The sequence below is a fragment of the Enterobacter cloacae complex sp. I1M genome, from assembly GCF_014982425.1.
GTDB classification, from domain to species: domain Bacteria; phylum Pseudomonadota; class Gammaproteobacteria; order Enterobacterales; family Enterobacteriaceae; genus Enterobacter; species Enterobacter intestinihominis.
This window is the reverse complement of record NZ_JADCLG010000005.1, coordinates 182,888-203,684: the sequence shown is the minus strand read 5'-3', so window position 1 is coordinate 203,684 and position 20,797 is coordinate 182,888. Positions and strand designations below refer to the sequence as shown.

Genomic DNA, 20,797 nt, shown 5'->3' with positions numbered 1-20,797 from the left:
CCTAGTATTCACCCCATCAATATATAACACACCTGATATTGATAGCGTAAGGTATTTTCCCGGTGCCATTATAAAAAAAAGCCTCTTCTAAAAGAGGCTTTGCAGTAATGAGATTATTATTCAGGTATTAAAAATATTTCCGTAAATATTCCGTCAGGCACAGAATCGCCATTGCCTGGCCATACGGCATCGAGGTCAGCGGTATCTGGCGGTAAAACGCCAGATCGCTGCCCATCCCCGTCCCGAAGGACGTTTGCAGCAGTTCCCCTTCCGGCGAGATGTTTTGCACGATACCGCGGATCGCTTTCTCCGCCACCTCTGCATACTCTGCGCCGACATACCGCTTGCGCACGGCTTTCAGAATGCCGTAGGCAAACCCTGCCGTGGCCGACGCCTCCAGATAAGAATCAGGATCGTCCAGCAGCGTATGCCACAATCCACTCTCATCCTGACATTTTGCCAGTGCGGCGATCTGCGCATTTAGCACCTGCACCAGATAGCGACGAACGGCGTTGTTTTCTGGCAGATCCACCAGTTCGAGGAAATCCGGGATCACGATGGTCAACCAGCTGTTGCCGCGCGCCCAGCGGGCCCGGGCAAAGTTGTGATTGCCGTCGTAATTCCAGCCGTGGAACCACAGCCCCGTCTCACGATCCATCAGGTTCTGTACGTGGAGCAGGAACTGATAGATCGCCTCCTCGACGTACTCCGGCTTGTTAAGCAGTTTGCCGATTTTCGCCAGCGGCAGCACCGTCATCATCAGCGTGTCATCCCACATCTGCTGATGGTTCTCTTCCGCCAGTGTGATGTGCTGCATGCCGCCATGTTCGGTGCGCGGCATCTCATTCATCGCCCATTCCGCCCAGCTTTCCAGCCACGGCAGCCAGGCCGGGTTTTTGGTCTCTTCGTAGCGATACGCCAGCGTCAGGAACGGCGACATGGTATTCACGTTTTTGGTGGTTGCGCCTTCTGCGAAACGGTCAGTAAACCAGCTGTCGATAATCTCGCGCATGCCTGCGTCACCGGTCTGGCAGTAATACTGCCAGATACCGTACAAACCAACGCCGTGCGTCCATTCCCATCCGGCCCAGCCTTTGGTGTCGATTACGCGTCCGTCGTCCAGCCGCAGCAAAAACTCACCCGTTTTGTCGTGGATATTGACCAGATTATGCGTCACCTTTTGAATCAGCGATTTCAGTTCATCCCTGGCGATAAAGCGCTCAGGCTGACGCAGTAACGGGCTATGTTTGACAGGCCAAACTTTCATTATCTTAACCTCTGTTGTATGTCGAATTCAGTACCGCACGATCCTTCAGTGAAGGGGCCGCCGGCTTGTTGCGATTCAGGTAACCGATATTGTTGTTGCCCCACAGGGATTCATACGGCATACCGGCCAGCATCTCCACGGTGGCGCGGGCCTGCGGGGTCGCCGCCTCCGGCATCGCATGGCCGGACTCGCGCATTTTCGCGGTCTCTTCACGCAGGGTGCTGTGGGTCTGCAAATTGAGTTTGAAGCGCAGGGAGACCAGGAAGCCGCAGAACAGTACCAGAATGGTGCCGACGCTCAGGATCATCAGGATAGTGTGGCTCACTTCCGCAGGCTGCACTTTTTGACCGCTGACAAAGCCAGACATCTGCATCACGATCCCCACCAGCATTACCGCACCGGCCTGGGACGCTTTACGGGTCAGCGTCATGATGCCCGCGAAGATCCCTTCGCGACGCTGACCGGTGATCACTTCGTCCACGTCAGCAATGTAGGTGTAGGTATTCCACGGTACGTAGTTGATACCCCCGCGGCCAAGACCGGCAACCGCAGAGATCAGCAGCAGCAGAGCGTAAACGTCGCTCAGGCCCGCGTAATAAAGCACCGCGTAAGAGAGCGAGGCCAGGCCAAACAGCACGACCACCATGCGGTAAGACGGCGCAGGTCCGAAGCGAATGCACAGCGGGATCATGCCAATCACGGCGAGGAACTGGAAGATGGCCATCGTGCCCAGCAGGTTGGACGCCATGGATGCTTCCTGCATCAGCACAAACACCACGTAATAGGTGAATACGGCGTTGAACACATCCTGGGCAATATAGCCGCCGAGATACATGCCCAGATGCTGGCGGAAAATCTTGATACGCAGCGTCGAACTTAATTCGACAAAAAGACGGTTCAGGCTCTGTCCCAGGGTCAGCTTTTTCTTCTCTTCTTCAGCGCGCAGGGCTGCTTCAGACCACTCTTCCCGCGGACGCTCCCAGGTGAAGAACCAGACGAAAGTAAGCATCAGCGCGCAAAGTACGGAGAAGACCAGGCTTGCATAGAAGAAGGAGATCGCGTTGTCTTTGCCGAAATGCGTGAGCAGGATCCCCGGCAGAAAGGAGGCCAGAATGGCGGACATCTGGGCCATGGAGATACGCGCCCCGGAGAATTTGGTTTTTTGTTTGAAATCGTCAGTCATTTCCGGCACCAGCGTTTCATACGGCACCAGAATCATGGTGTAAACAATATCAAAGATCAGATACGTCAGCAGGTAATACCAGAAACTCATGTCCCCTACCCACATCAGCGAGTAGCTGAAAACGCAGGGAATACCGAGCAGGATGAAGAACTTACGCCGGCCAAAACGCTTACCCAGCCAGGTGGTACCAAAATTATCGGTTAAAAAGCCCATTAACGGACTGACAACCGCATCCAGCACCCTTGCGGCGGCGAAGATAAAGGTTGCTTCAATCGGTGTGAGTCCACAGAAGGTCGTATAAAAATACAAAAGCCAGGCGGCCGTCAGGGCGGTAGTCCCCGCTCCGAGGAAGTCCCCTGAACCGTAAGCAAGATAATTTGCGAGTCCAATTTTACGTGTTTTCATTGCCGTCAACCCTAATCAGTTTTGGGAGACTCCCTGTAAGCAAACCTCGTCCGGGAGTTTTTACACGGCTACAGTAAAAGTATCGACCTGGTGAAACCTTTCTGTTTCTGCCATCACAGGGTGGTGAATGGCAAAAATGCAAAGAGTGTCAATACGCGTGTCACTGATTTATAAAACAGCGTTTCTTTTGTATCAAAAGGGAAGGTCAATTTTGCGAGCCAGCCTTCAGAAATGCCTGAAGACTGGCGAAAAGGCGGGCAGTTAGCGGTAGTTGACGAGCACCTCGTTGCGCTGAACCTTCAGCGCCGGGATCAGGCGTCCGCCGCCTGGCACTTCCCAGATAAAGCGTAAAGGTTCCTGAGCAGACACCCCGTTGAAGGCCTGGGTGATGCCACTTTGGCCCTCGATTTCCGCGCAGCGGGTCAGCGAGCACAGCCGCACCCGCAACCCGGCCGGTGTGGGTCCCGTCAGGGTGTAATTCCAGGCCACCAGCGTCATCTGCCCGGAGACGGGCTCAGAGGCTGACAGCGGACGGGAGGAGATCGACTCCCCCCGATGGTTGAGCGTTAAGCCGATACTGCTGGCCTGCCATGCCCCCTCGCCTGCGGCCTGCACCGCCAGCGGGAAAAATAAGATCCACAGCCACTTACGCATTATTTCCCTCCTATGGTCGCCGTCATGCGAATATTGCGGTTATCGGACAGCTCCATATTCGACAGCACCACCAGCTGGTTCAGGCTCCGGCGCAGGAAGCGCGACAGCAGCGGACGCAGCGCATGATTCACCAGCAGCACCGGCGGCGCGCCCAGCATCTCCTGACGCGCCAGCGCCTCCTGGGTTTGCGCCAGCAATCTGTCCGCCAGACCCGGCTCCAGCCCGCCACCGCCCTGTAGGGCCTGAAGCAGCAGACGTTCCAGCGGCGTGTCCAGGCCAATCACCTGCACTTCGCCGGTTCCCGGGAACCATTGCTGGGTTATGGCGCGCCCGAGCGCCACGCGCACCACCGCCGTCAGCTCATGTGGATCGCTCTGGAGCGGCGCATGCTCGGCCAGTGTTTCCAGAATGGTGCGCATATCGCGGATCGGCACCTTCTCATCGAGCAGATTTTGCAGCACTTTGTGCAGGGTGGTTAAGGTCAGCACGCCCGGCACCAAATCTTCGGTCAGCTTCGGCATTTCCTGCGTTACGCGGTCAAGCAGCTGCTGCGCCTCCTGACGTCCAAACAGTTCCGCGGAGAACTGGCCAATCAGATGGTTGAGGTGCGTCGCGACCACGGTACTGGCCTCAACAACCGTGTAACCCTGGATCTGCGCCTGCTCTTTCAGGGCGCTCTCAATCCAGATGGCCGCCAGACCAAAGGCCGGGTCGGTCGTCTGCTCACCCGGCAACGTGCCAGCGGCCGTGCCAGGGTTAATCGCCAGCCAGCGGCCGGGGTACGCATCACCGCTGCCGATTTCCACCCCTTTCATCAGGATGCGGTAGCGTGCGGGCGGGAGATCCATATTGTCCCGGATATGCACCACCGGCGGCAGGAAGCCCATGTCCTGGGCGAATTTTTTACGAATGCTGCGGATACGGCCAAGCAGTTCGCCATCCTGCTGGAAATCCACCATCGGGATAAGGCGGTACCCCACTTCCATCCCCAGCGAATCTTCGAGCTGAACGTCGTTCCAGGTGGCTTCCACCGCCTGGGTATTCTCAGGCATTTTGACCGGCGCTGGCTCTGCCTTAGGCTGCGTTTCGCGGCCACGCATCCACCAGGCAAGGCCCAGCAGCGCGGCAGTGAACAGCAGGAATACCAGGTTTGGCATGCCCGGCACCATACCGAGCAGGCCCAGTACCGCCGCGGAGAGCAGCATAACGCGCGGGTTGCTGAACAACTGCCCCACCATCTGCTCGCCTACATCCTGATCGGTGCTGACGCGGGTCACAATCACCCCCGCCGCGGTGGAGATCACCAGTGCCGGGATCTGCGCCACCAGACCATCACCAATGGTCAGCAGCGTATAGCTTTCCGCTGCGTGGCCCATGTCCATGCCGTGTTGCAGCACGCCGACCAGCAGGCCGCCGACGACGTTAATCACCATGATCAGAATGCCCGCGATGGCGTCACCGCGCACAAACTTACTCGCACCGTCCATTGAGCCGTAGAAATCTGCCTCCTGGGTCACTTCGGCACGGCGTTTTTTTGCTTCATCTTCCGCAATCAGCCCGGCATTCAGGTCGGCGTCGATTGCCATCTGCTTGCCCGGCATCCCGTCGAGCACGAAGCGCGCGCCCACTTCTGCGATACGCCCCGCCCCTTTAGTGATAACCATGAAGTTGATAATCACCAGAATGACGAACACCACGATACCGATGGCGAAGTTGCCGCCCACCAGGAAGTGACCGAAGGCTTCGACCACCTTGCCCGCCGCCGCCGCGCCGGTATGCCCTTCCATCAGGATGATACGCGTGGAGGCAACGTTCAGCGCGAGGCGCAGCAGCGTGGTGAACAGCAGGATCGTTGGAAACGCGGCGAACTCCAGCGTGCGCTGGGTGAACATCGCCACCAGCAGCACCATGATGGACAACGCAATGTTGAAGGTGAAAAGCAGGTCGAGGATAAATGCCGGTAACGGCAGCACCATCATCGACAGAATTAGCAGGATCAGAATCGGTCCGGCAAGGATCTGCCATTGCGTCGATTTCAGGTTGCCGGGCAGGCGCAACATTGCCACCAGATTAGCCATCAGTGTCCTTCTCGTTCAAAAAATCCAGTGCTTCAGGCACCGGAAGGTTCTCAGGTTTTACAGGTCGTTGACCGCCCGCTAAACGCCAGCGTTTCAGTTGCCACACCCAGGCCAGCACCTCTGCGACAGCGGCGTAGAGCTGGCCCGGGATCTGTTGTCCAATTTCCGCGTGGCGATACAGCGCACGGGCTAATGGCGGTGCTTCAAGGATCGGTACGCGGTTTTCCGCCGCGATTTCACGAATGCGCAGCGCAATCAGCCCGGCCCCTTTCGCCACCACTTTCGGTGCGCTCATTTTGTTTTCGTCGTACTGAAGCGCCACGGAGTAGTGGGTCGGGTTAGTGACAATCACATCGGCTTTCGGCACATCTTCCATCATGCGACGACGCGCGGCAGCACGTTGCATCTGGCGGATACGGCCCTTGACGTGCGGGTCGCCTTCCATCTGTTTATATTCATCGCGAATATCCTGACGCGACATTCGCAGCTTCTTGATATGGGAAAAGATCTGGAAGATAACGTCGAACGCCACCATCGGAATAATGCTGAGAACCACCAGCAGCGAGCCTAATCCGACCAGGTTCAGAGCATTCTTCATCGCCGTCATGGGGGATTCACTGATTAGACGCATCATCTCCGGCCAGTGGTGCCACAGAAAAAACCCGGCAGCACTGCCCATAAGAAGCGATTTCAGGATCGCTTTAAGAAGCTCAGCCCCGGTTTGAGCTGAAAACATTTTCGCAATACCGGGTAGCGGGTTGAGCTTGGAGAATTTCGGTTGCAGCGATTTACCGCTGAACACCAGGCCACCGAGCATGACCGGCGAAACAAGAGCCACGATGACCACCCCGGCAATCAACGGCAGCAGAGCGATCATGGCGCTTTTAACCAGGTTGATGATCTGAATGAGGATCAGATTGGGGTCATTGACCATGCTGTGATCAAAACGTAAGCCAGCAGAGAGCATTCCCGCCAGTCTGCGGGCAAGCATCTCCCCGCCCCACCAGATTATGCAGACGCCCACCACCAGGATCAGCAGGGAGGTCAGCTCTCGGGATCGGGGGATCTGCCCATCCTCACGGGCTTTTTCAAGTCGGTGGGGTGTGGGGGCTTCTGTTTTGTCGTCGTTCTCTTCTGCCACTGTGCCTGCTCGCAGCCCATTAATTCACGGGTATCATGCCAGCGCAGAGAAAATCCAATGGCGGGAAAAGCCCGTTTATTCGGGCTCTTTTCGCTGTTTTTGTTCTGAACAACCTCAGGCCGCGTTCACAGCCTGAGGCAGAAGGGCAATCAGAAACCAAGACTGTCCAGCAGATCGTCCACCTGATCCTGGCTTGCCACCACGCCCGCTTTGCTGGTGTCAAGCTGTGGACCATTGAGCAAGCTTTCGTTCTCGCGTTTCGGACGGGCAGCCGGTTCCGGAATATTTTCCAGCAGCACCATCAACAGCTGACGTTCAATCTCCTGAATCACATCCATCATGCGCTTGATCACCTGGCCGGTGAGGTCCTGGAAATCCTGCGCCATCATGATGTCCAGCAGTTGCGCATTGGTGAAGCTGGTGTGCCCTGGCACATCGCCCAGGAACTGACGGGTGTCCGTTACCAGTTCGCGGGCATCCGCCAGCTCAATGGGGTTCTCAAACCACTCATCCCAGCGTTGGGTCAGCGCTTTCGCCCCCTTCTCCATCGCATCCTGATGCGGCTGTGACGCCTCAACGCTGTTCAGCGCTCGCTCGGCCGCCTGCGCGGTCATCTGCACCACGTAGTCCAGACGGTCGCGCGCGTCGGGGATGGCTTCCGCCGCTTCGGCGATAGCCTGGTCCAGCCCCAGCTCACGGAGGCTGTCGCGCAGCATGCGGGTCAGGCTACCAATACGGGCAATAATGTCGCTCGGCGAATGTTCTTCAACGGGTTTCATAGCAGGTTGCAACATTTCCATCACCTCACATGCCGAGTTTCTCGAAGATCTTCCCGAGCTTCTCTTCCAGAGTCGCCGCGGTGAATGGCTTCACCACGTAGCCGCTTGCGCCCGCCTGTGCAGCGGCAATAATGTTCTCTTTCTTCGCTTCTGCGGTCACCATCAGCACCGGCAGAGAGGCCATGCCTGCATCCGCGCGGATGGTTTTCAGCAGTTCGAGACCGTCCATGTTCGGCATGTTCCAGTCGGAAATCACAAAACCAAACCCGCCAGCCTGGAGTTTGTTCAGCGCATCCACCCCGTCTTCTGCTTCTTCAACGTTGTTGAAGCCTAGCTCTTTTAGCAGGTTGCGCACAATGCGACGCATGGTGGAAAAGTCATCCACAACCAAAAACTTAAGCTCTTTATCCGCCATAAAATAATACTCCTGAGTCAAATACGTATTGCCTGTCCGGCACTGATTTTCGCCAGCATCTGCTGGCTTATCTGGCTAAGATCGACCACTTCGCTTACGCCACCCATATTGATGGCCTCGCGCGGCATGCCGAACACCACACAACTTGCTTCATTCTGCGCAATCGTCCAGGCGCCAGCCTGGTGCATCGCGAGCATTCCGGCGGCGCCGTCGTTGCCCATCCCCGTCAGGATCACCCCCACGGCGTTGCGCCCCGCATGTTTCGCCACCGAATGAAACAGCACATCCACCGACGGACGGTGCCGGTTAACCGGCGGCCCGTCATGAATTTTGATTTGATAGTTCGCCCCGCTGCGCGCCAGCTCCATATGTTTGTCACCCGGGGCGATATACGCGTGACCTGGCAGCACGCGCTCGCCGTCTTCCGCCTCTTTCACGCTGATCTGGCACAGCTTATTCAGGCGCTCCGCGAATGAGCGGGTAAAGCCCGGCGGCATATGTTGCGTAATCAGGATACCCGGGCTTGAGAGCGGCAATGGCTGGAGTACATGGCGAATTGCCTCTGTTCCTCCGGTTGAGGCCCCAATGACCAGCAGTTTTTCCGAGCTGAGTAACGGTCCGGCCTTCAGGGTTGCCAGCGCGGCCATCGGCTTGTGGGCCGCCAGTTTTGCACGCGACGCGGTACGGATTTTCTCGGCGATCATCTCGCTGTACGCCAGCATCCCCTCGCGAATGCCGAGCTGCGGCTTGGTGACAAAATCCACCGCCCCCAGCTCCAGCGCGCGCAGGGTGATTTCTGAACCTTTACCTGTCAGAGATGACACCATCACCACCGGCATCGGGCGCAGGCGCATTAATTTTTCCAGGAAATCGATGCCATCCATGCGTGGCATTTCGACATCCAGCGTCAGCACGTCGGGGTTATATTTTTTGATTAAATCCCGCGCGACCAGCGGATCGGGCGCTGTTGCCACCATCTCCATATCGCTGTGGCTATTGATGATTTCGGTCATAATCTGACGCATCAGCGCAGAATCATCGACAGACAATACCCTGATTTTACTCATGCTTTTTCCTTACTCAGCGCATAAACCGTTTGCCCACGCAGGCTAAACTCACGCACGAGGTTGCTGAAGTTTTCCGAGTGCCCGGCAAACAGTAAACCGTCAGGCTTGAGCAACGGAACAAAGCGACGCAGGATGTCCTGTTGCGTCGTTTTATCAAAATAGATCATCACGTTACGGCAAAAAATGGCGTCGAATGGCCCCGGCACGTTGTACTGCTTATCCAGTAAATTAACGGGGGCGAATTCCACGCAGTTCGCCAGCTCCTGGCGTACGCGCACCAGTCCTTCATGCGGGCCGGTACCGCGCATGAAGTAACGCTGTAGCTGCTGAGGAGACAGCGTTTTTAGTTCATCCTGGCGATAAACGCCGTTACGGGCTTTTTCCAGCACTTCGGTGTCGATGTCGCTGGCGTACACTTTCCAGCGGCCCGGCGCCATTCCCAGGGTGTCTGCAAGGGTGATGGCCAGCGAGTACGGCTCTTCCCCGGTAGAGGCTGCCGCGCTCCAGACGCGATACTCTCCGCTACGGCGACGGGCGTGTTCCGCCAGCACCGGGAAGTGATGCGCCTCGCGGAAAAACGCGGTCAGGTTGGTGGTTAATGAGTTGATAAATGCCTGCCATTCGGCGCTGTTCTGGTTCGCTTCGAGCATGCTCAGATAGCGGCCAAAATCATCCAGCCCCAGCGTGCGCAAGCGCCGCACCAGCCGGTTGTAGACCATGTCTCGCTTATGGTCCGCAAGCACGATCCCCGCACGCTGGTAGATTAACTGACATATCCGACGAAAATGCGCGTCGGACAGCGCGAGGCGCTGTGTCATCTGCAACAATAATGACGTTTGCCCTGAGGGCATGGGTGATGTCATAGCGCCTTCTCAATCACATTCAGGATACAACGGGTACGGCCTGTGACCGTCCGACTTCTGTTACTGCTTCAACGTGCTCTTTCACATTAAATACGGCGACCAACCCGGTAAGGTGATCCGCCTGGTTTGCCAGCTGATCGGTAGCCGCCGCCGCCTCTTCCACCAGTGAGGCGTTCTGCTGCGTAACCTGATCCATCTGTGTAACGGCCTGCGCCACCTGCTCAATACCACGGCGTTGTTCATCAGACGCCGAGGCAATCTCGCCCATAATGTCGTTAACCCGCGTCACGGAGGTGACAATCTCGTGCATGGTCTGCGCGGCGGTATCCACCAGCGCGGAGCCCTGCTGAACGCGGGAGACCGACTCTTCTATCAGCCCTTTGATCTCTTTCGCCGCGTTGGCGCTGCGACTGGCGAGGTTTCGGACTTCACCGGCAACCACCGCGAACCCGCGCCCCTGCTCTCCGGCACGCGCCGCTTCAACGGCCGCGTTCAGCGCCAGAATATTGGTCTGGAACGCGATACCGTCGATGACGCTGATAATGTCGCCAATTTTCTGCGAGCTGGCGGCAATCTGCTGCATCGTGCTGGCGACGTGAGAAGCCTGGTCGCCCCCACGTTTCGCCGTCATCGCCGCCTGTTTTGACAAGTCGGACGCCTGACGCGCGTTATCGGCGTTCTGGCTTACCGTCGCGGTCAGTTGCTCCATGCTGGCCGCCGTCTGCGCCAGCGATGCCGCCTGCTGTTCGGTGCGGGATGAGAGGTCGTTATTGCCTGCCGCAATCTCGGAGATCCCGGTATGCATGGCGTAACTGCCCTGACGAACGTTGCTTACCGTTTCCCGCAGCGAACTCTGCATCGCCTTCAGGCTGGCGAAAATCGCTGATATTTCATTCCTGCCATACACGGCCACCGGACGCGCCAGGTCGCCCTTCGCCATACTGTCGAAGTGGCTGCTGACGATCGCCAGCGGCTGGACGATCATTTTGCGCGACCACCACAGCGAGCCGCCGGTCAGCAGGGCGGCCAGGATCACCATGGTCAGGAAAATCACCCCTGACATGCGGTAGCTGGTACGGCTGTCCGCACCGGCACGCGCCACAAACTGGTTAATATCCTGCTGCCATGCGTTAAAGCTGTCGTCAAATGCCGCCTGAGACGCCTGCACCGGCGCGGTCAGGAAGTCAGAGAGCTGGTTGTTCTCCAGCCACGTCGCCTGATGGTCGAGATCGCCGTACCACACATCAAAGGTCTTTTTCATGGCGACCTTCAGCGTTTTCTCTTTCTCACTCACCGCCTCCTGCGCCGTAAACGCCTTAAACTGCGCGTCGGCCTGCTTCAGGCTGCTGCGGGCCACGACCATCAGCGCCTTAATATCCTCCGGCGGATAGCTCAGCGCGGTTAACGTCCCTGCTTTGTTCAGCGCAGTGCTTGCCTGCAACAGCACGGCACGCGTTTGTGCCAGTGCGGAGCGCTGCTGATTACTCGTCTCAACTTCCTGCAAATTCTGATAGCCATCGCGAAACGCCCAGAAAGACAACCCGTTACTGCCAACCTGCAAAACCCCACACAGGATCAGAATCAAAAACAGTGTGGTCGAGATACGAATACGATTTAACATCCACGCTCCCATCAAGCGGCAAGCAGCCGCGGTTTAATTGTCAGTCAAAATGTTTCCCAGTTTTCATCTTGTCCGGTCACCGCTGCGCGCGTAGGTGTTGTCACGGGCGCCGGGGTTGCTTCGCTGTACGCCGACCGCGAGCTGACCGTATTTGTTGTTTTTGAAGTAAGACGGAACGCCGAGACGGCCATTTTCAGGCGGCTCGCCTGATCCTCAAGCGCAGCGGCCGCGGCAGCGGACTCCTGCACCAGGGCGGCGTTTTGCTGCGTCACACGATCCATTTCCGATACCGCCAGAGCGACCTGGTCAATACCACGACTCTGCTCATCCGATGCAGAGGCGATTTCACCCATGATGTCCGTCACGCGCGTCACTGCATTCACGATGTCATTCATGGTTTCACCCGCACTTTCCACCAGCACCGAGCCGGTATCCACGCGTGAAACAGAGTCTTCAATCAGGGCTTTGATCTCTTTCGCCGCATTGGCGCTGCGGCTGGCGAGGTTACGTACTTCGCCAGCGACCACGGCAAACCCACGTCCCTGCTCGCCCGCACGCGCCGCTTCAACGGCCGCGTTCAGCGCGAGAATGTTGGTCTGGAAGGCAATGCCGTCGATAACGCTGATGATATCGGCGATTTTCTTCGAGCTGTCGGCAATGTCATGCATGGTTTTCACCACGCCGTCGACCACCCGACCGCCGCGCTGGGCGGTGTCGGACGCGCTTTCTGCAAGCTGCGACGCCTGACGGGCGTTGTCGGCATTCTGCTTCACGGTCGCGGTGAGCTGCTCCATGCTTGCCGCCGTCTCTTCCAGAGCGGACGCCTGCTGTTCGGTACGGGACGAGAGATCGTTGTTGCCCATCGCGATTTCACTCGTGCCGGTATAGATGGCATCCGCCCCCTCGCGCACGTTGGCGACGGTATCAATCAGCGAACGCTGCATATGGTCGACGCTGGTCGCCAGCTCGGTGATCTCGTTGCGACCAGAAACGGTCAGCGTTTTCGTGAGATCGCCCCGGCCAATATCGCGGATATGGGCAATGACGCGGCCAAGCGGATTAAGAAGGATATGACGAATGCCGTACCACACGGCCACCAGCACGATGACCAGCGCGAGGGCGAGCACCGCCATCTGCCATTTCGCGAAACGGTAGTCGTTCTGGCTTTGCGTAAAGGCGGAGTGATAAAGCTCGCCGCTGGCTTTGGCGTACTCGCCGAGCGCCGCGCCGAGGGCGTTCTGCATGCCCTGGGTCGGCTGCGCGAAATAGGCATCCATATTGCCCTTCTCCAGGAACTGCACCAGCTCCGTGAGGCCGGCGAAGTAGGCCTGATATTTTTCATCTATGTTCGCGCTCGCCTGCACCATTGCGGGCTGAGGGGCGATTTTTTTGAAGGCCTCGTAATGTTTCGCCGCATCTGCCAGGGTGGCGCGCGCATTCTTCAGCAGTTCCGTTTTTGCGCTGCTCTGCTGGTTGTTCGGATCCATCATCATGCGGGCAGACGAGCGGCTCAGATTGATACGCGTCTGCAACATCAGATCCCAGGTTGTGGTCAGTTCGCTTTGCTGCATCCGCAAATCGTTCGAGGCCGCGAAGCTGTCCTGGTTCTGTTTTAACGAGGAGAAAAAGAGGCCGCCAGAAATAAGCTGAAGAAGTGCGAAAATGACCAGCACCATCATAAGCATTGTGACAACGCGGATACGGTTCAACATACAACACCTTCTCATCGATTGATTAACGGTGTTATCGGCAGGGGCCACGGGAACTTTACATTTGCGAAAGGGAAAAGCGCGGGGAGTCAGAACGCGACGTCAACGATCAGCGTGTCGGTGTAGGTTCCGGCAGGCGGCGTGGCCTGGCTGGTCAGGACCTTAGCGCTGTAGTTATAGGTGCGTAAAAGCCCGTCGGTACTGACCTGGGATGAGCTGGCGCTGGCCCAGCGCTCGCTGCCACTGCCGCCCCAGCGGTTGCTGGTCGCCTCTTTATAGATGTCGTAACTCATAAAATTGCTGCCGCTAACCATACGACGAACGTTGTTCAGGGCGTTTGCTCCATTATTAATGCCTATGGTGTAGGTGCTGCCCTTGGTGCAGGTGACGGCGATCGACTGCGAAACGGTGGGAAAATTTTGCACCAGCGGCGCGCTGTTAAAATTCACGTCCGGCGTGGTCATCGTGCTGCAATCGTTGGTGACGGTCATGTTGAGGAGAATGGAGGTAGTTGCCGTGCCGGTTTGCGGGGTCAGGCATAGCCCGCCCGCGCCAACGGCGCACACGTTGTAGTTGATGCTGAACGTTAACAACACCTGGTACGGCCCGGCCGTGACGTTCTGCCCCGGCACAGTACGGAAATAAAGCGGAATGTTGTAGCGCCTTGACCCCAGCAGCCCGAGCAGGGTGTTGCCATTCCAGGTATAGGTTTTGCTGATTTGTACTTCACTGTTTCCGCCGCAACCAGTGGCACCGCACAGGCGCGTGGGGATAACATCCGCGATGGCCGCATTATCGGTACGTTTCATGGTGGCGCGGCTGTTGGCGGCTATCGACGCCGAGGTGTAGGTCAGCGTCACCGAGTCGTTGGTTAGCAGGTTGAGAACAGTATCGCAGGACACCACCAGCGTGCCGGTGGTTTGCACCTCCCCCGTACTGCTCAGGGCGAATGAGGTGACGCTGCCAAACGAGGCGTTCACCGTACTGACGGTGCAGGCCGCCCAGCCGCTGCCCGAGAACAGCAACAGTATGGCTAACAACAGGCGTTTCACGGCGCCTCCCGGCAGGTCAGCGGACCGTAGGTTTGCAGCTTATGCTCGGGATTTGCGCCCACGTTCAACGTTGCGATACAGCGTTTACCGTCCGGGGTGATGACCTCCAGAGGATTCACATCGTTGAGGTTTTCCAGCCAGGCGAGGCCGTCGTAGCCAACAACCGCGCTACTGCGGGACGCGCGTTTGACCTGGCTTCCCACCGGGATCGCATTGCCCTGCGCGTCATGCAGGATCACGCTGGCAACCCGCTCCTGCTCCATCGGGAAATCCACCAGATAACCGTTATGCCGACGAATCGCCACCCGACGCTCGGTCTCTTTCAGCCGGGTATCCGCAGGTAAGTTCAGGGTATCAATGCGGTAGCTCGCCGGGTAATAGGCGGAAACGCCGCTGACCAGCAGATAACCTTTGTTATTGGTTTTACCAACCGGCTGGTTCTCGTAGCTGACGGGTACGTCCGGATGTCCGTCGGTGCTGATCACCACAAACGCATCGTTGATTTTGTTCGCCGCAAACAGCTCACCGTCCATCAGGACGACAGAGCCCATCGCCTCGCCCCACCAGGTCATCATCCCCTTCTCACCGTAGCCGCCGCCCTGAAGCTCAACATTGTTATTCCGCCAGCCGAGCGTGGCCTGTTGATAGTTACTCGACCGCGACTGGTTGGCCCAGGCCATGTTCCAGCTAAAGCCGCCGTCAGACGGCATCGAGTGGTTGTAGTTAATGCGTTGAGTGCTGCCTGCATCAGGCGTGTTTTCAAAGGTAACGGCGGCGCTGTCACGTTCGCCCAGAGGGACCTGCAACGACAGCGCAACCGTCCAGTCGTCCCGCTGCTGGTCACGGCTGGCCGCCAGGTAAATACTGCTTGAGCGCCACAGATTTCGGCTCCAGGAGAGGTTGAGCAGCTCGGTTTTCCGGCTGTCAAAACTCTCCACGCCGATCCACGCCGCACCGATATTGCCGTAATCACCGAGGTTAAAGGTTAAGGAGTACTGGTCGGTATTGCGGCTCAGGCTGGCAACGGGGTTATCATATTCATCATAAACGGTGGGCTGATCGTACAGGGCGAGGTTGCCGAAGCCGCGGTCGCGTCGGGTATGCTGGGTCGCTACGCTAAACTCGCTGGTGCTGTACTGATAGCCCCAGTTCATCTGGCCCCCTTCGTCGCCGCGCATCCGGCTTTGGGTATAAGACGTATTCACCACGCCAAAACGCCCGAGCTTTAGCACCGTGCCCGCGCCGCCGAGCGCCAGCGACTCCGCCCCTTCCGCATGCCCCTCCAGCGTCAGCCAGTCGGTCACCCCGTAGCGATACGATCCGCTGCCCGCCGCCGGGCCATAGTCAAAATTCTCTATACCGTAGTTGCGCCGCAGGCTGCCCAGCGTCACGGCGCCGTCGCTTAACCCCTGCTTCAGCAGATCGCTGCTGACATAAAACGGCAGCGTGGTGCTCACCTGACGTCCCAGCGCGTCGGTGGTGACCAGTACCGCATCCCCTGCGCCGTTGATGTACGGCAGATTAGTGAGGGTAAACGGCCCCGGCTGAAGGCGGGTGGAGCCGGAACGGTAGCCATTAATAAAGAGATCGACCGAGGTCGGGACGGCCGCCTCACCGGAAAACGCCGGCAGCGGCCAGGTCACCAGATCCGGACGCAGGGAGAAGTCGCGCCCATAGCTGATCCCGCCCATCCGCACGCTGGTGCTCCAGCTCAGCGCATCGCTGATGACGTCCCCAACGGTCCAGGTGGTGGCATCCTCCTCGTTGGTGATCAGCAGGGTTGAGTCATAGCGCACGTATCCTTCCTGCTGCCCGCTGCTTCCGGCGAAATTCTGTCGGGCGTACCCTGTCGAAGAAAACGAATAGTCTTCGTTGAAATAGCGGAACTCATGCCACACCGACGCCTGGCCGCCCGTATGTTCGGTATGGTTGGTATAAACGTCGTAGTTGAGCAGCGCGCCCCGGCCATAATGCGGCTTGCTTTGCGCGCTCTGACCGCTAAACGACGTGATCCGCGCCGCAACCCAGTCCCGGGGGACCGTCAGCATGAGCCGCTGGGCGCTGCTGTCATACTCTACGCGTACCGATGAGAGCGTTGAAAGGTTCACCTCTCCGGCAGGCACATGCTCCTGCGGCAGTCCGGCGCGAAGCAAATCCGCTCCTGAAATAAACCAGGCGCCCTCGCGCTGCGTCATCGGCACCACCAGACCCGTGTCATAGTGGTTCAGCACCAGAGCGAGCTGGAATACAGCTTCGCCGTTCATCGTCCGCGCGTCCGGCGGCGGCGGTAAACTGTCGTCGCCGGTTTCGGCAAATGCGCTGGTACTGACGCAAAGCAGGATCATCATCGCCGGTTTCAGTTGACGGGCGTCGATTGCCATTGCGTATCCCTGGCATTAATTTGCGCGCTCATCCGATTCGGCTGATAAATCCCTGCCGGAAGCGGCCAGCTTCGGGTGCTGCCTGGCAGCACATAACCCAGCAGCCCCTCGGCAACCGTGCGTTTTTGCCCGCCCTGCTCAACCGCAACCTGGCTGAGCCTGACGTGAACGTTTCCCTGATTGCGGACCTCAAGCGCGGGTTTCCCCTCCTCCTGAATGACCCGCCAGTTGAGCTGCTGAGTGTTCGCCAGCGCGTGATGCTCACCTTCGTTGAGGGTGGGGATCCCCTGTCCATAAACAAATAAGGGAATGGAATAGCGCATTTGCAGTTTGAGGCCCATAGACGGTTCCGCTTTGGCATCCGGCTGGGGAATCTCATCCACAATGATGCGGTAGGCTTGCTCGACGCCGGACGGGATCGTCCCCTGCTTAATCAGGCGAATAAGCTGTTTACTGCCCTTAGCGATAGTCACGATCGGCGGGCTGGCGACCACATCCTGCTGGGCGGTGTAACGCTCATATCCGCCCTCCTGTTTCCAGCGCACAATGCGTATCTGCATTGTCGTGGCGCTGTTGCCCTGATTCTGGATCCACAATTCAGTTGCTCTGGCGTCTGCCGAAAGCCACGGATCGATAGGCCAAAGAAGAATGGTTGCGGCTGCTTGCGCCTTAACCGCTGTAAGGGCCGTTATCCCCAACAGACTCAACAGGCCTGACCGCCTGAAAAATGGCTTCATCAATGCTCTCCCTTTCCTACCATGACAAGGTCACGGTGAGTTGATCTGAATACGTTCCTGACGGGCTAAACCCGGTCAAAAGCGCGACGCCAAAAAGAGGCAGCGCGATGTTATTGCTGTTGGTATAGGTAATCGGTATTGCCTGGTTAACCCCAATTTCACTGTTTGCGGCCAGAGAGCTGCTGCTGTAGAGCCGGTAACCGACCACCTCTGTCCCGCCTGAACGCGTCATCCGCCGCACAGAGCTATAATTCTGACCGCCATTAATGCTCATACTTAGCGCCACACCCGGTGTGCAGGCGATGGACAACGCGCCGTCGGCAACAAAGCTGGTGCTGACCGGTGCGCTCTCCACGCCGCTGCGGGTCCCGAAATTCAGCGTACCGAAACGCCCGCCGGTGCCGGTGCTCACCGAGCATCCAGGCACAACCGTCGCGCTCACCCTGAATGACTGAGATGTCACCGCCCCGGCGTCTGGGATCAACATCAGCCCGACCAACAGGGTCAAAAAAGGGTGCACGACGCCCTCTGCGCTGTCGCGCAGACATAACAATGCCTTCATGGCTGAATCAGTAGGTGACGCTGACGTTAATCGTGTCGGTATAGGTTCCCGGTACGACCGTCACGCTATTGCCGCCGCCCGTAATGCGTGCATAGAGGGTGTAGCTATCCACCCCACCCGCAGTAGAGGCGACCGGCAACGCGGCATTGTTCGCAACCACGTTGTTGTAACCGCTATCGCTGAACAGGCTGTAGGCAACGCCCTGCGCCGCATTGGCGGTGTTGACCAGATAGCGGCCCGGCGTACCTGGGGTGCCGACAACGGTTCCGGGTGCGGTAGCGTTAGTGTTGCCGGTGATCGCCACCGTGTAACTGGCAGTGGTACATTGAATGGTAAAGGTGTTTCCTCCGCTGGCACCGGTTAACTGGGTTGTCAGGGTGGAGAATGTTGCAGGATGAGTGCCGAAATCGAGCGTCCCGAAGTTAATGCCGTTTTGCGTTGGCGAGCCGTTGATCAAGCAGCCGTTGGTCAGCGTCAACGTCGCGCCAATAGTGCCGCTACTGGTGACCGCGAGAGCCTGACCGACCGTTGCCGCCGTCAGCAGCGTGCCCGCGCAGATAAAAAGAAGTTTTCTTTTCATTTACCACCCTCCAGAAGAAATATAGGTTCGCTTGCCATATTTTATTCATACTGTTCAGTATGTTAGCCCCGCTTAAACATTCCCCGGCGCGGTTACTGAGAATTTAGTTTATGGTTAGCACTTCAACCACTTTCATCAAAAAGAGGGCAACCCCGCTCGAATTAACAGGTTATTAACAAACATTACAAAGGGTTAGCAAAAAAAAATGGGCATTATTCTTGCTTAACTTGAGGATATATCGCCTGTAGTGTGATCTGAGTCACAATATATCGTCATGATAAAAACAACGAATTTCATAAAAAATAAAAACAAGTTGTAACTCACGCAGCTTTACTTCAATTTATGCCCCGAATATTTTCCTGCGCTTAAATAAAAATTTTGTATGCATTGACGCAGGAAACTCTTTTAGCGCATAGAGGATCTTTTTGTGGCAAGTGCAAACAAACTCACGCTCTTCATCGTGATTTTCATGCTGGCGGGCATTCTTTCCGGTGCGGCGATCCATGAGTATGCTTCGTCCGACGCGATACAGGCCTGGTCGGAGAACATCACCCTGCTGACCGATATTTTCCTGCGGCTGATCAAGATGGTGATAGCCCCGCTGGTGTTCAGCACCCTGACGGTGGGCATTATGAGGCTGGGTGAAACGTCGACGATTGGGCGCGTCGGGGGTAAAGCGATGGTGTGGTTTATCAGCTCATCCGTACTTTCCATTCTGGTGGGGCTGTTTATTGTTACCCTTGAACAACCCGGCAGCGGTCTGAACCTGAGCATTCCGACAGAGACGGTTGATACCGGCCTGGCCGTGAGCGGGATGTCGCTGAAAGCCTTCCTGTCACACACCATTCCAACCAGCATTGCCGGCGCGATGGCCAACAATGAGATCCTGCAAATTGTGGTCTTCTCGATGTTCTTCGGCATTGGCGGCGCGTCACTGGGCCAAAAATTCAACGCCCCGCTGGTCGCGGCGCTGGATGTGGTATCCCACATTATGCTGAAGGTGACGGGCTACGTGATGTACGTTGCGCCGCTGGCCATTTTCGCGGCGATTTCGTCCGTCATTGCCACCCAGGGGCTGGGCATTTTGCTGAACTATGCCTCGTTTATTGGCGGTTATTATGTGGCGATCCTCCTGACCTGTCTGGTATTGCTGGCCGTGGGTTACATGGTACTGAAGAAAGAGATTTTCCGTCTGGTGGCGATGCTGAAAGATCCGGTGCTGGTGGCGTTTACCACCAGCAGCTCTGAAGCGGCATACCCAAAAACGCTGGAGCAGTTAGCGCGCTTTGGTTGTTCACGGAATATCGCCTCTTTCGTCCTGCCGATCGGCTACTCGTTTAACCTGGTCGGCTCCATGGTGTATTGCTCGTTCGCCTCAATGTTTATTGCCCAGGCGTACAACATTCACCTGAGTTTTACCGAGGTGACGGTGCTGATGTTAACGCTGATGCTGGCCTCGAAGGGCATTGCGGGCGTACCGCGCTCGTCGCTGGTGGTGCTGGCGGCAACCATTCCGAGCTTTAATATTCCGGTGGCCGGGATTCTGCTGCTGATGGGGATTGATCATTTCCTGGATATGGGGAGATCGGCCATTAACGTGCTGGGGAACGGGATTGCGACGGCGATGCTGTCGCAGAATGAAGGGGCGCGGGAAGTTGAGGCTGAGCTGGTGGAGCAGGAGGCGTAAGGTTACAAAAGAGCCGGGTGGCGGCTTCGCCTTACCCGGCCTACGAATGGCTCGAACACGTAGGCCGGGTAAGCGTCAGCGCCACCCGGCTTTATTTTATGCCACGTGATTCGCCGCGATATCCAGCAGCGCCATCTCTTCGCTGTTCAGCAGCTTCTCAATATTCACCAGAATCAGCATACGCTCGCCGAGCGCACCCAGCCCTGTCAGGTATTCCGTCGACAGCGTGACCGCAAACTCCGGCGCAGGACGGATTTGATCGGCGGTCAGCGACAGCACATCTGACACGCCGTCCACCACAATCCCCACCACGCGCTGCCCCAGATTCAGAACAATCACCACCGTGTTATCGTTGTACTCCACATCGCCCTGGCTGAACTTCACGCGCAGATCCACGATAGGCACAATCACACCGCGCAGGTTGGTCACACCCTTGATAAACGCTGGCGTGTTCGCGATGCGCGTTACCTGATCGTACCCGCGAATTTCCTGCACTTTCAGGATGTCGATACCGTACTCTTCATCACCTAAAGTGAAAACCAGGAATTCCTGCCCAGAGGGCTCGCCCGCCAGTTTCGTTACGTTACTCATACCGGTCATGTTATTACCTTTTACT

Annotated in this window: 18 protein-coding genes; 1 reads left to right on the top strand and 17 read right to left on the bottom strand. The window is 57.4% G+C overall.

Annotation, left to right across the window (positions count from 1 at the left end; all coding sequences use genetic code 11):
• Positions 1-127: 127 nt before the first annotated feature.
• The 16 genes from INF86_RS02615 to INF86_RS02540 form a co-directional block, all read right to left on the bottom strand.
• Complete coding sequence (locus INF86_RS02615; RefSeq protein WP_045308666.1) at positions 128-1,267, bottom strand: glycoside hydrolase family 105 protein; 1,140 nt, start codon at positions 1,265-1,267, stop codon at positions 128-130.
• Between the two features lie 4 nt (positions 1,268-1,271).
• Positions 1,272-2,855, bottom strand: coding sequence for an MFS transporter (locus tag INF86_RS02610; RefSeq protein ID WP_022648498.1), 1,584 nt, complete (start codon positions 2,853-2,855; stop codon positions 1,272-1,274).
• 261 nt (positions 2,856-3,116) lie between these two features.
• A complete protein-coding gene (locus INF86_RS02605; RefSeq protein ID WP_048966690.1) occupies positions 3,117-3,509 on the bottom strand; it encodes a flagellar protein FlhE in 393 nt (130 codons plus the stop codon).
• Positions 3,509-5,587, bottom strand: coding sequence for a flagellar biosynthesis protein FlhA (gene flhA, locus INF86_RS02600; RefSeq protein WP_003859723.1), 2,079 nt, complete (start codon positions 5,585-5,587; stop codon positions 3,509-3,511). Before flhA ends, INF86_RS02605 begins: the two co-directional genes overlap by 1 nt.
• Positions 5,580-6,728: a flagellar biosynthesis protein FlhB gene (gene flhB / locus INF86_RS02595; protein ID WP_193543196.1), complete on the bottom strand. Its 1,149-nt coding sequence runs from the start codon at positions 6,726-6,728 to the stop codon at positions 5,580-5,582. Before flhB ends, flhA begins: the two co-directional genes overlap by 8 nt.
• A gap of 149 nt (positions 6,729-6,877) precedes the next feature.
• The gene (gene cheZ, locus INF86_RS02590) at positions 6,878-7,522 is read right to left on the bottom strand and encodes a protein phosphatase CheZ (protein ID WP_022648501.1); all 645 of its coding nucleotides are present in this window, start codon (positions 7,520-7,522) and stop codon (positions 6,878-6,880) included.
• A gap of 10 nt (positions 7,523-7,532) precedes the next feature.
• Entirely contained in the window at positions 7,533-7,922 is a 390-nt protein-coding gene (cheY, locus tag INF86_RS02585; protein ID WP_000763862.1) for a chemotaxis response regulator CheY, read from the bottom strand.
• Between the two features lie 17 nt (positions 7,923-7,939).
• A complete protein-coding gene (locus INF86_RS02580) occupies positions 7,940-8,989 on the bottom strand; it encodes a chemotaxis response regulator protein-glutamate methylesterase (protein ID WP_193543195.1) in 1,050 nt (349 codons plus the stop codon).
• On the bottom strand, positions 8,986-9,852 hold the full coding sequence (gene cheR / locus INF86_RS02575) for a protein-glutamate O-methyltransferase CheR (protein ID WP_017384409.1): 867 nt from the start codon (positions 9,850-9,852) through the stop codon (positions 8,986-8,988). Before cheR ends, INF86_RS02580 begins: the two co-directional genes overlap by 4 nt.
• 19 nt (positions 9,853-9,871) lie before the next feature.
• Positions 9,872-11,473, bottom strand: a complete 1,602-nt coding sequence (gene tap, locus INF86_RS02570; RefSeq protein WP_193543194.1) for a methyl-accepting chemotaxis protein IV — start codon at positions 11,471-11,473, stop codon at positions 9,872-9,874.
• 44 nt (positions 11,474-11,517) lie between these two features.
• On the bottom strand, positions 11,518-13,185 hold the full coding sequence (gene tar / locus INF86_RS02565) for a methyl-accepting chemotaxis protein II (RefSeq protein ID WP_045308580.1): 1,668 nt from the start codon (positions 13,183-13,185) through the stop codon (positions 11,518-11,520).
• An 86-nt stretch (positions 13,186-13,271) separates the two neighbouring features.
• A complete protein-coding gene (locus tag INF86_RS02560) occupies positions 13,272-14,234 on the bottom strand; it encodes a spore coat U domain-containing protein (protein WP_193543193.1) in 963 nt (320 codons plus the stop codon).
• Positions 14,231-16,615 carry a fimbria/pilus outer membrane usher protein gene (locus tag INF86_RS02555; protein WP_193543192.1) on the bottom strand — a complete coding sequence of 795 codons (2,385 nt, stop codon included), beginning with the start codon at positions 16,613-16,615 and terminating at the stop codon, positions 14,231-14,233. Before INF86_RS02555 ends, INF86_RS02560 begins: the two co-directional genes overlap by 4 nt.
• Positions 16,591-17,352 carry a molecular chaperone gene (locus tag INF86_RS02550; protein WP_023300459.1) on the bottom strand — a complete coding sequence of 254 codons (762 nt, stop codon included), beginning with the start codon at positions 17,350-17,352 and terminating at the stop codon, positions 16,591-16,593. The genes INF86_RS02555 and INF86_RS02550 overlap by 25 nt, the downstream gene beginning before the upstream one ends.
• Positions 17,353-17,368: 16 nt before the next feature.
• A complete protein-coding gene (locus tag INF86_RS02545; protein ID WP_022648507.1) occupies positions 17,369-17,914 on the bottom strand; it encodes a spore coat U domain-containing protein in 546 nt (181 codons plus the stop codon).
• A 7-nt stretch (positions 17,915-17,921) separates the two neighbouring features.
• Complete coding sequence (locus tag INF86_RS02540) at positions 17,922-18,494, bottom strand: spore coat protein U domain-containing protein (RefSeq protein WP_022648508.1); 573 nt, start codon at positions 18,492-18,494, stop codon at positions 17,922-17,924.
• A 427-nt stretch (positions 18,495-18,921) separates the two neighbouring features.
• On the opposite strand from INF86_RS02540, the gene INF86_RS02535 reads away from it, so the two are divergent.
• The gene (locus INF86_RS02535) at positions 18,922-20,181 is read left to right on the top strand and encodes a dicarboxylate/amino acid:cation symporter (RefSeq protein WP_023300461.1); all 1,260 of its coding nucleotides are present in this window, start codon (positions 18,922-18,924) and stop codon (positions 20,179-20,181) included.
• A 96-nt stretch (positions 20,182-20,277) separates the two neighbouring features.
• On the opposite strand, the gene cheW is transcribed toward INF86_RS02535, so the two are convergent.
• Positions 20,278-20,781 (bottom strand): chemotaxis protein CheW, encoded by a 504-nt coding sequence (cheW, locus tag INF86_RS02530; RefSeq protein ID WP_003859699.1) that lies wholly within the window; start codon positions 20,779-20,781, stop codon positions 20,278-20,280.
• Between the last annotated feature and the right edge of the window lie 16 nt (positions 20,782-20,797).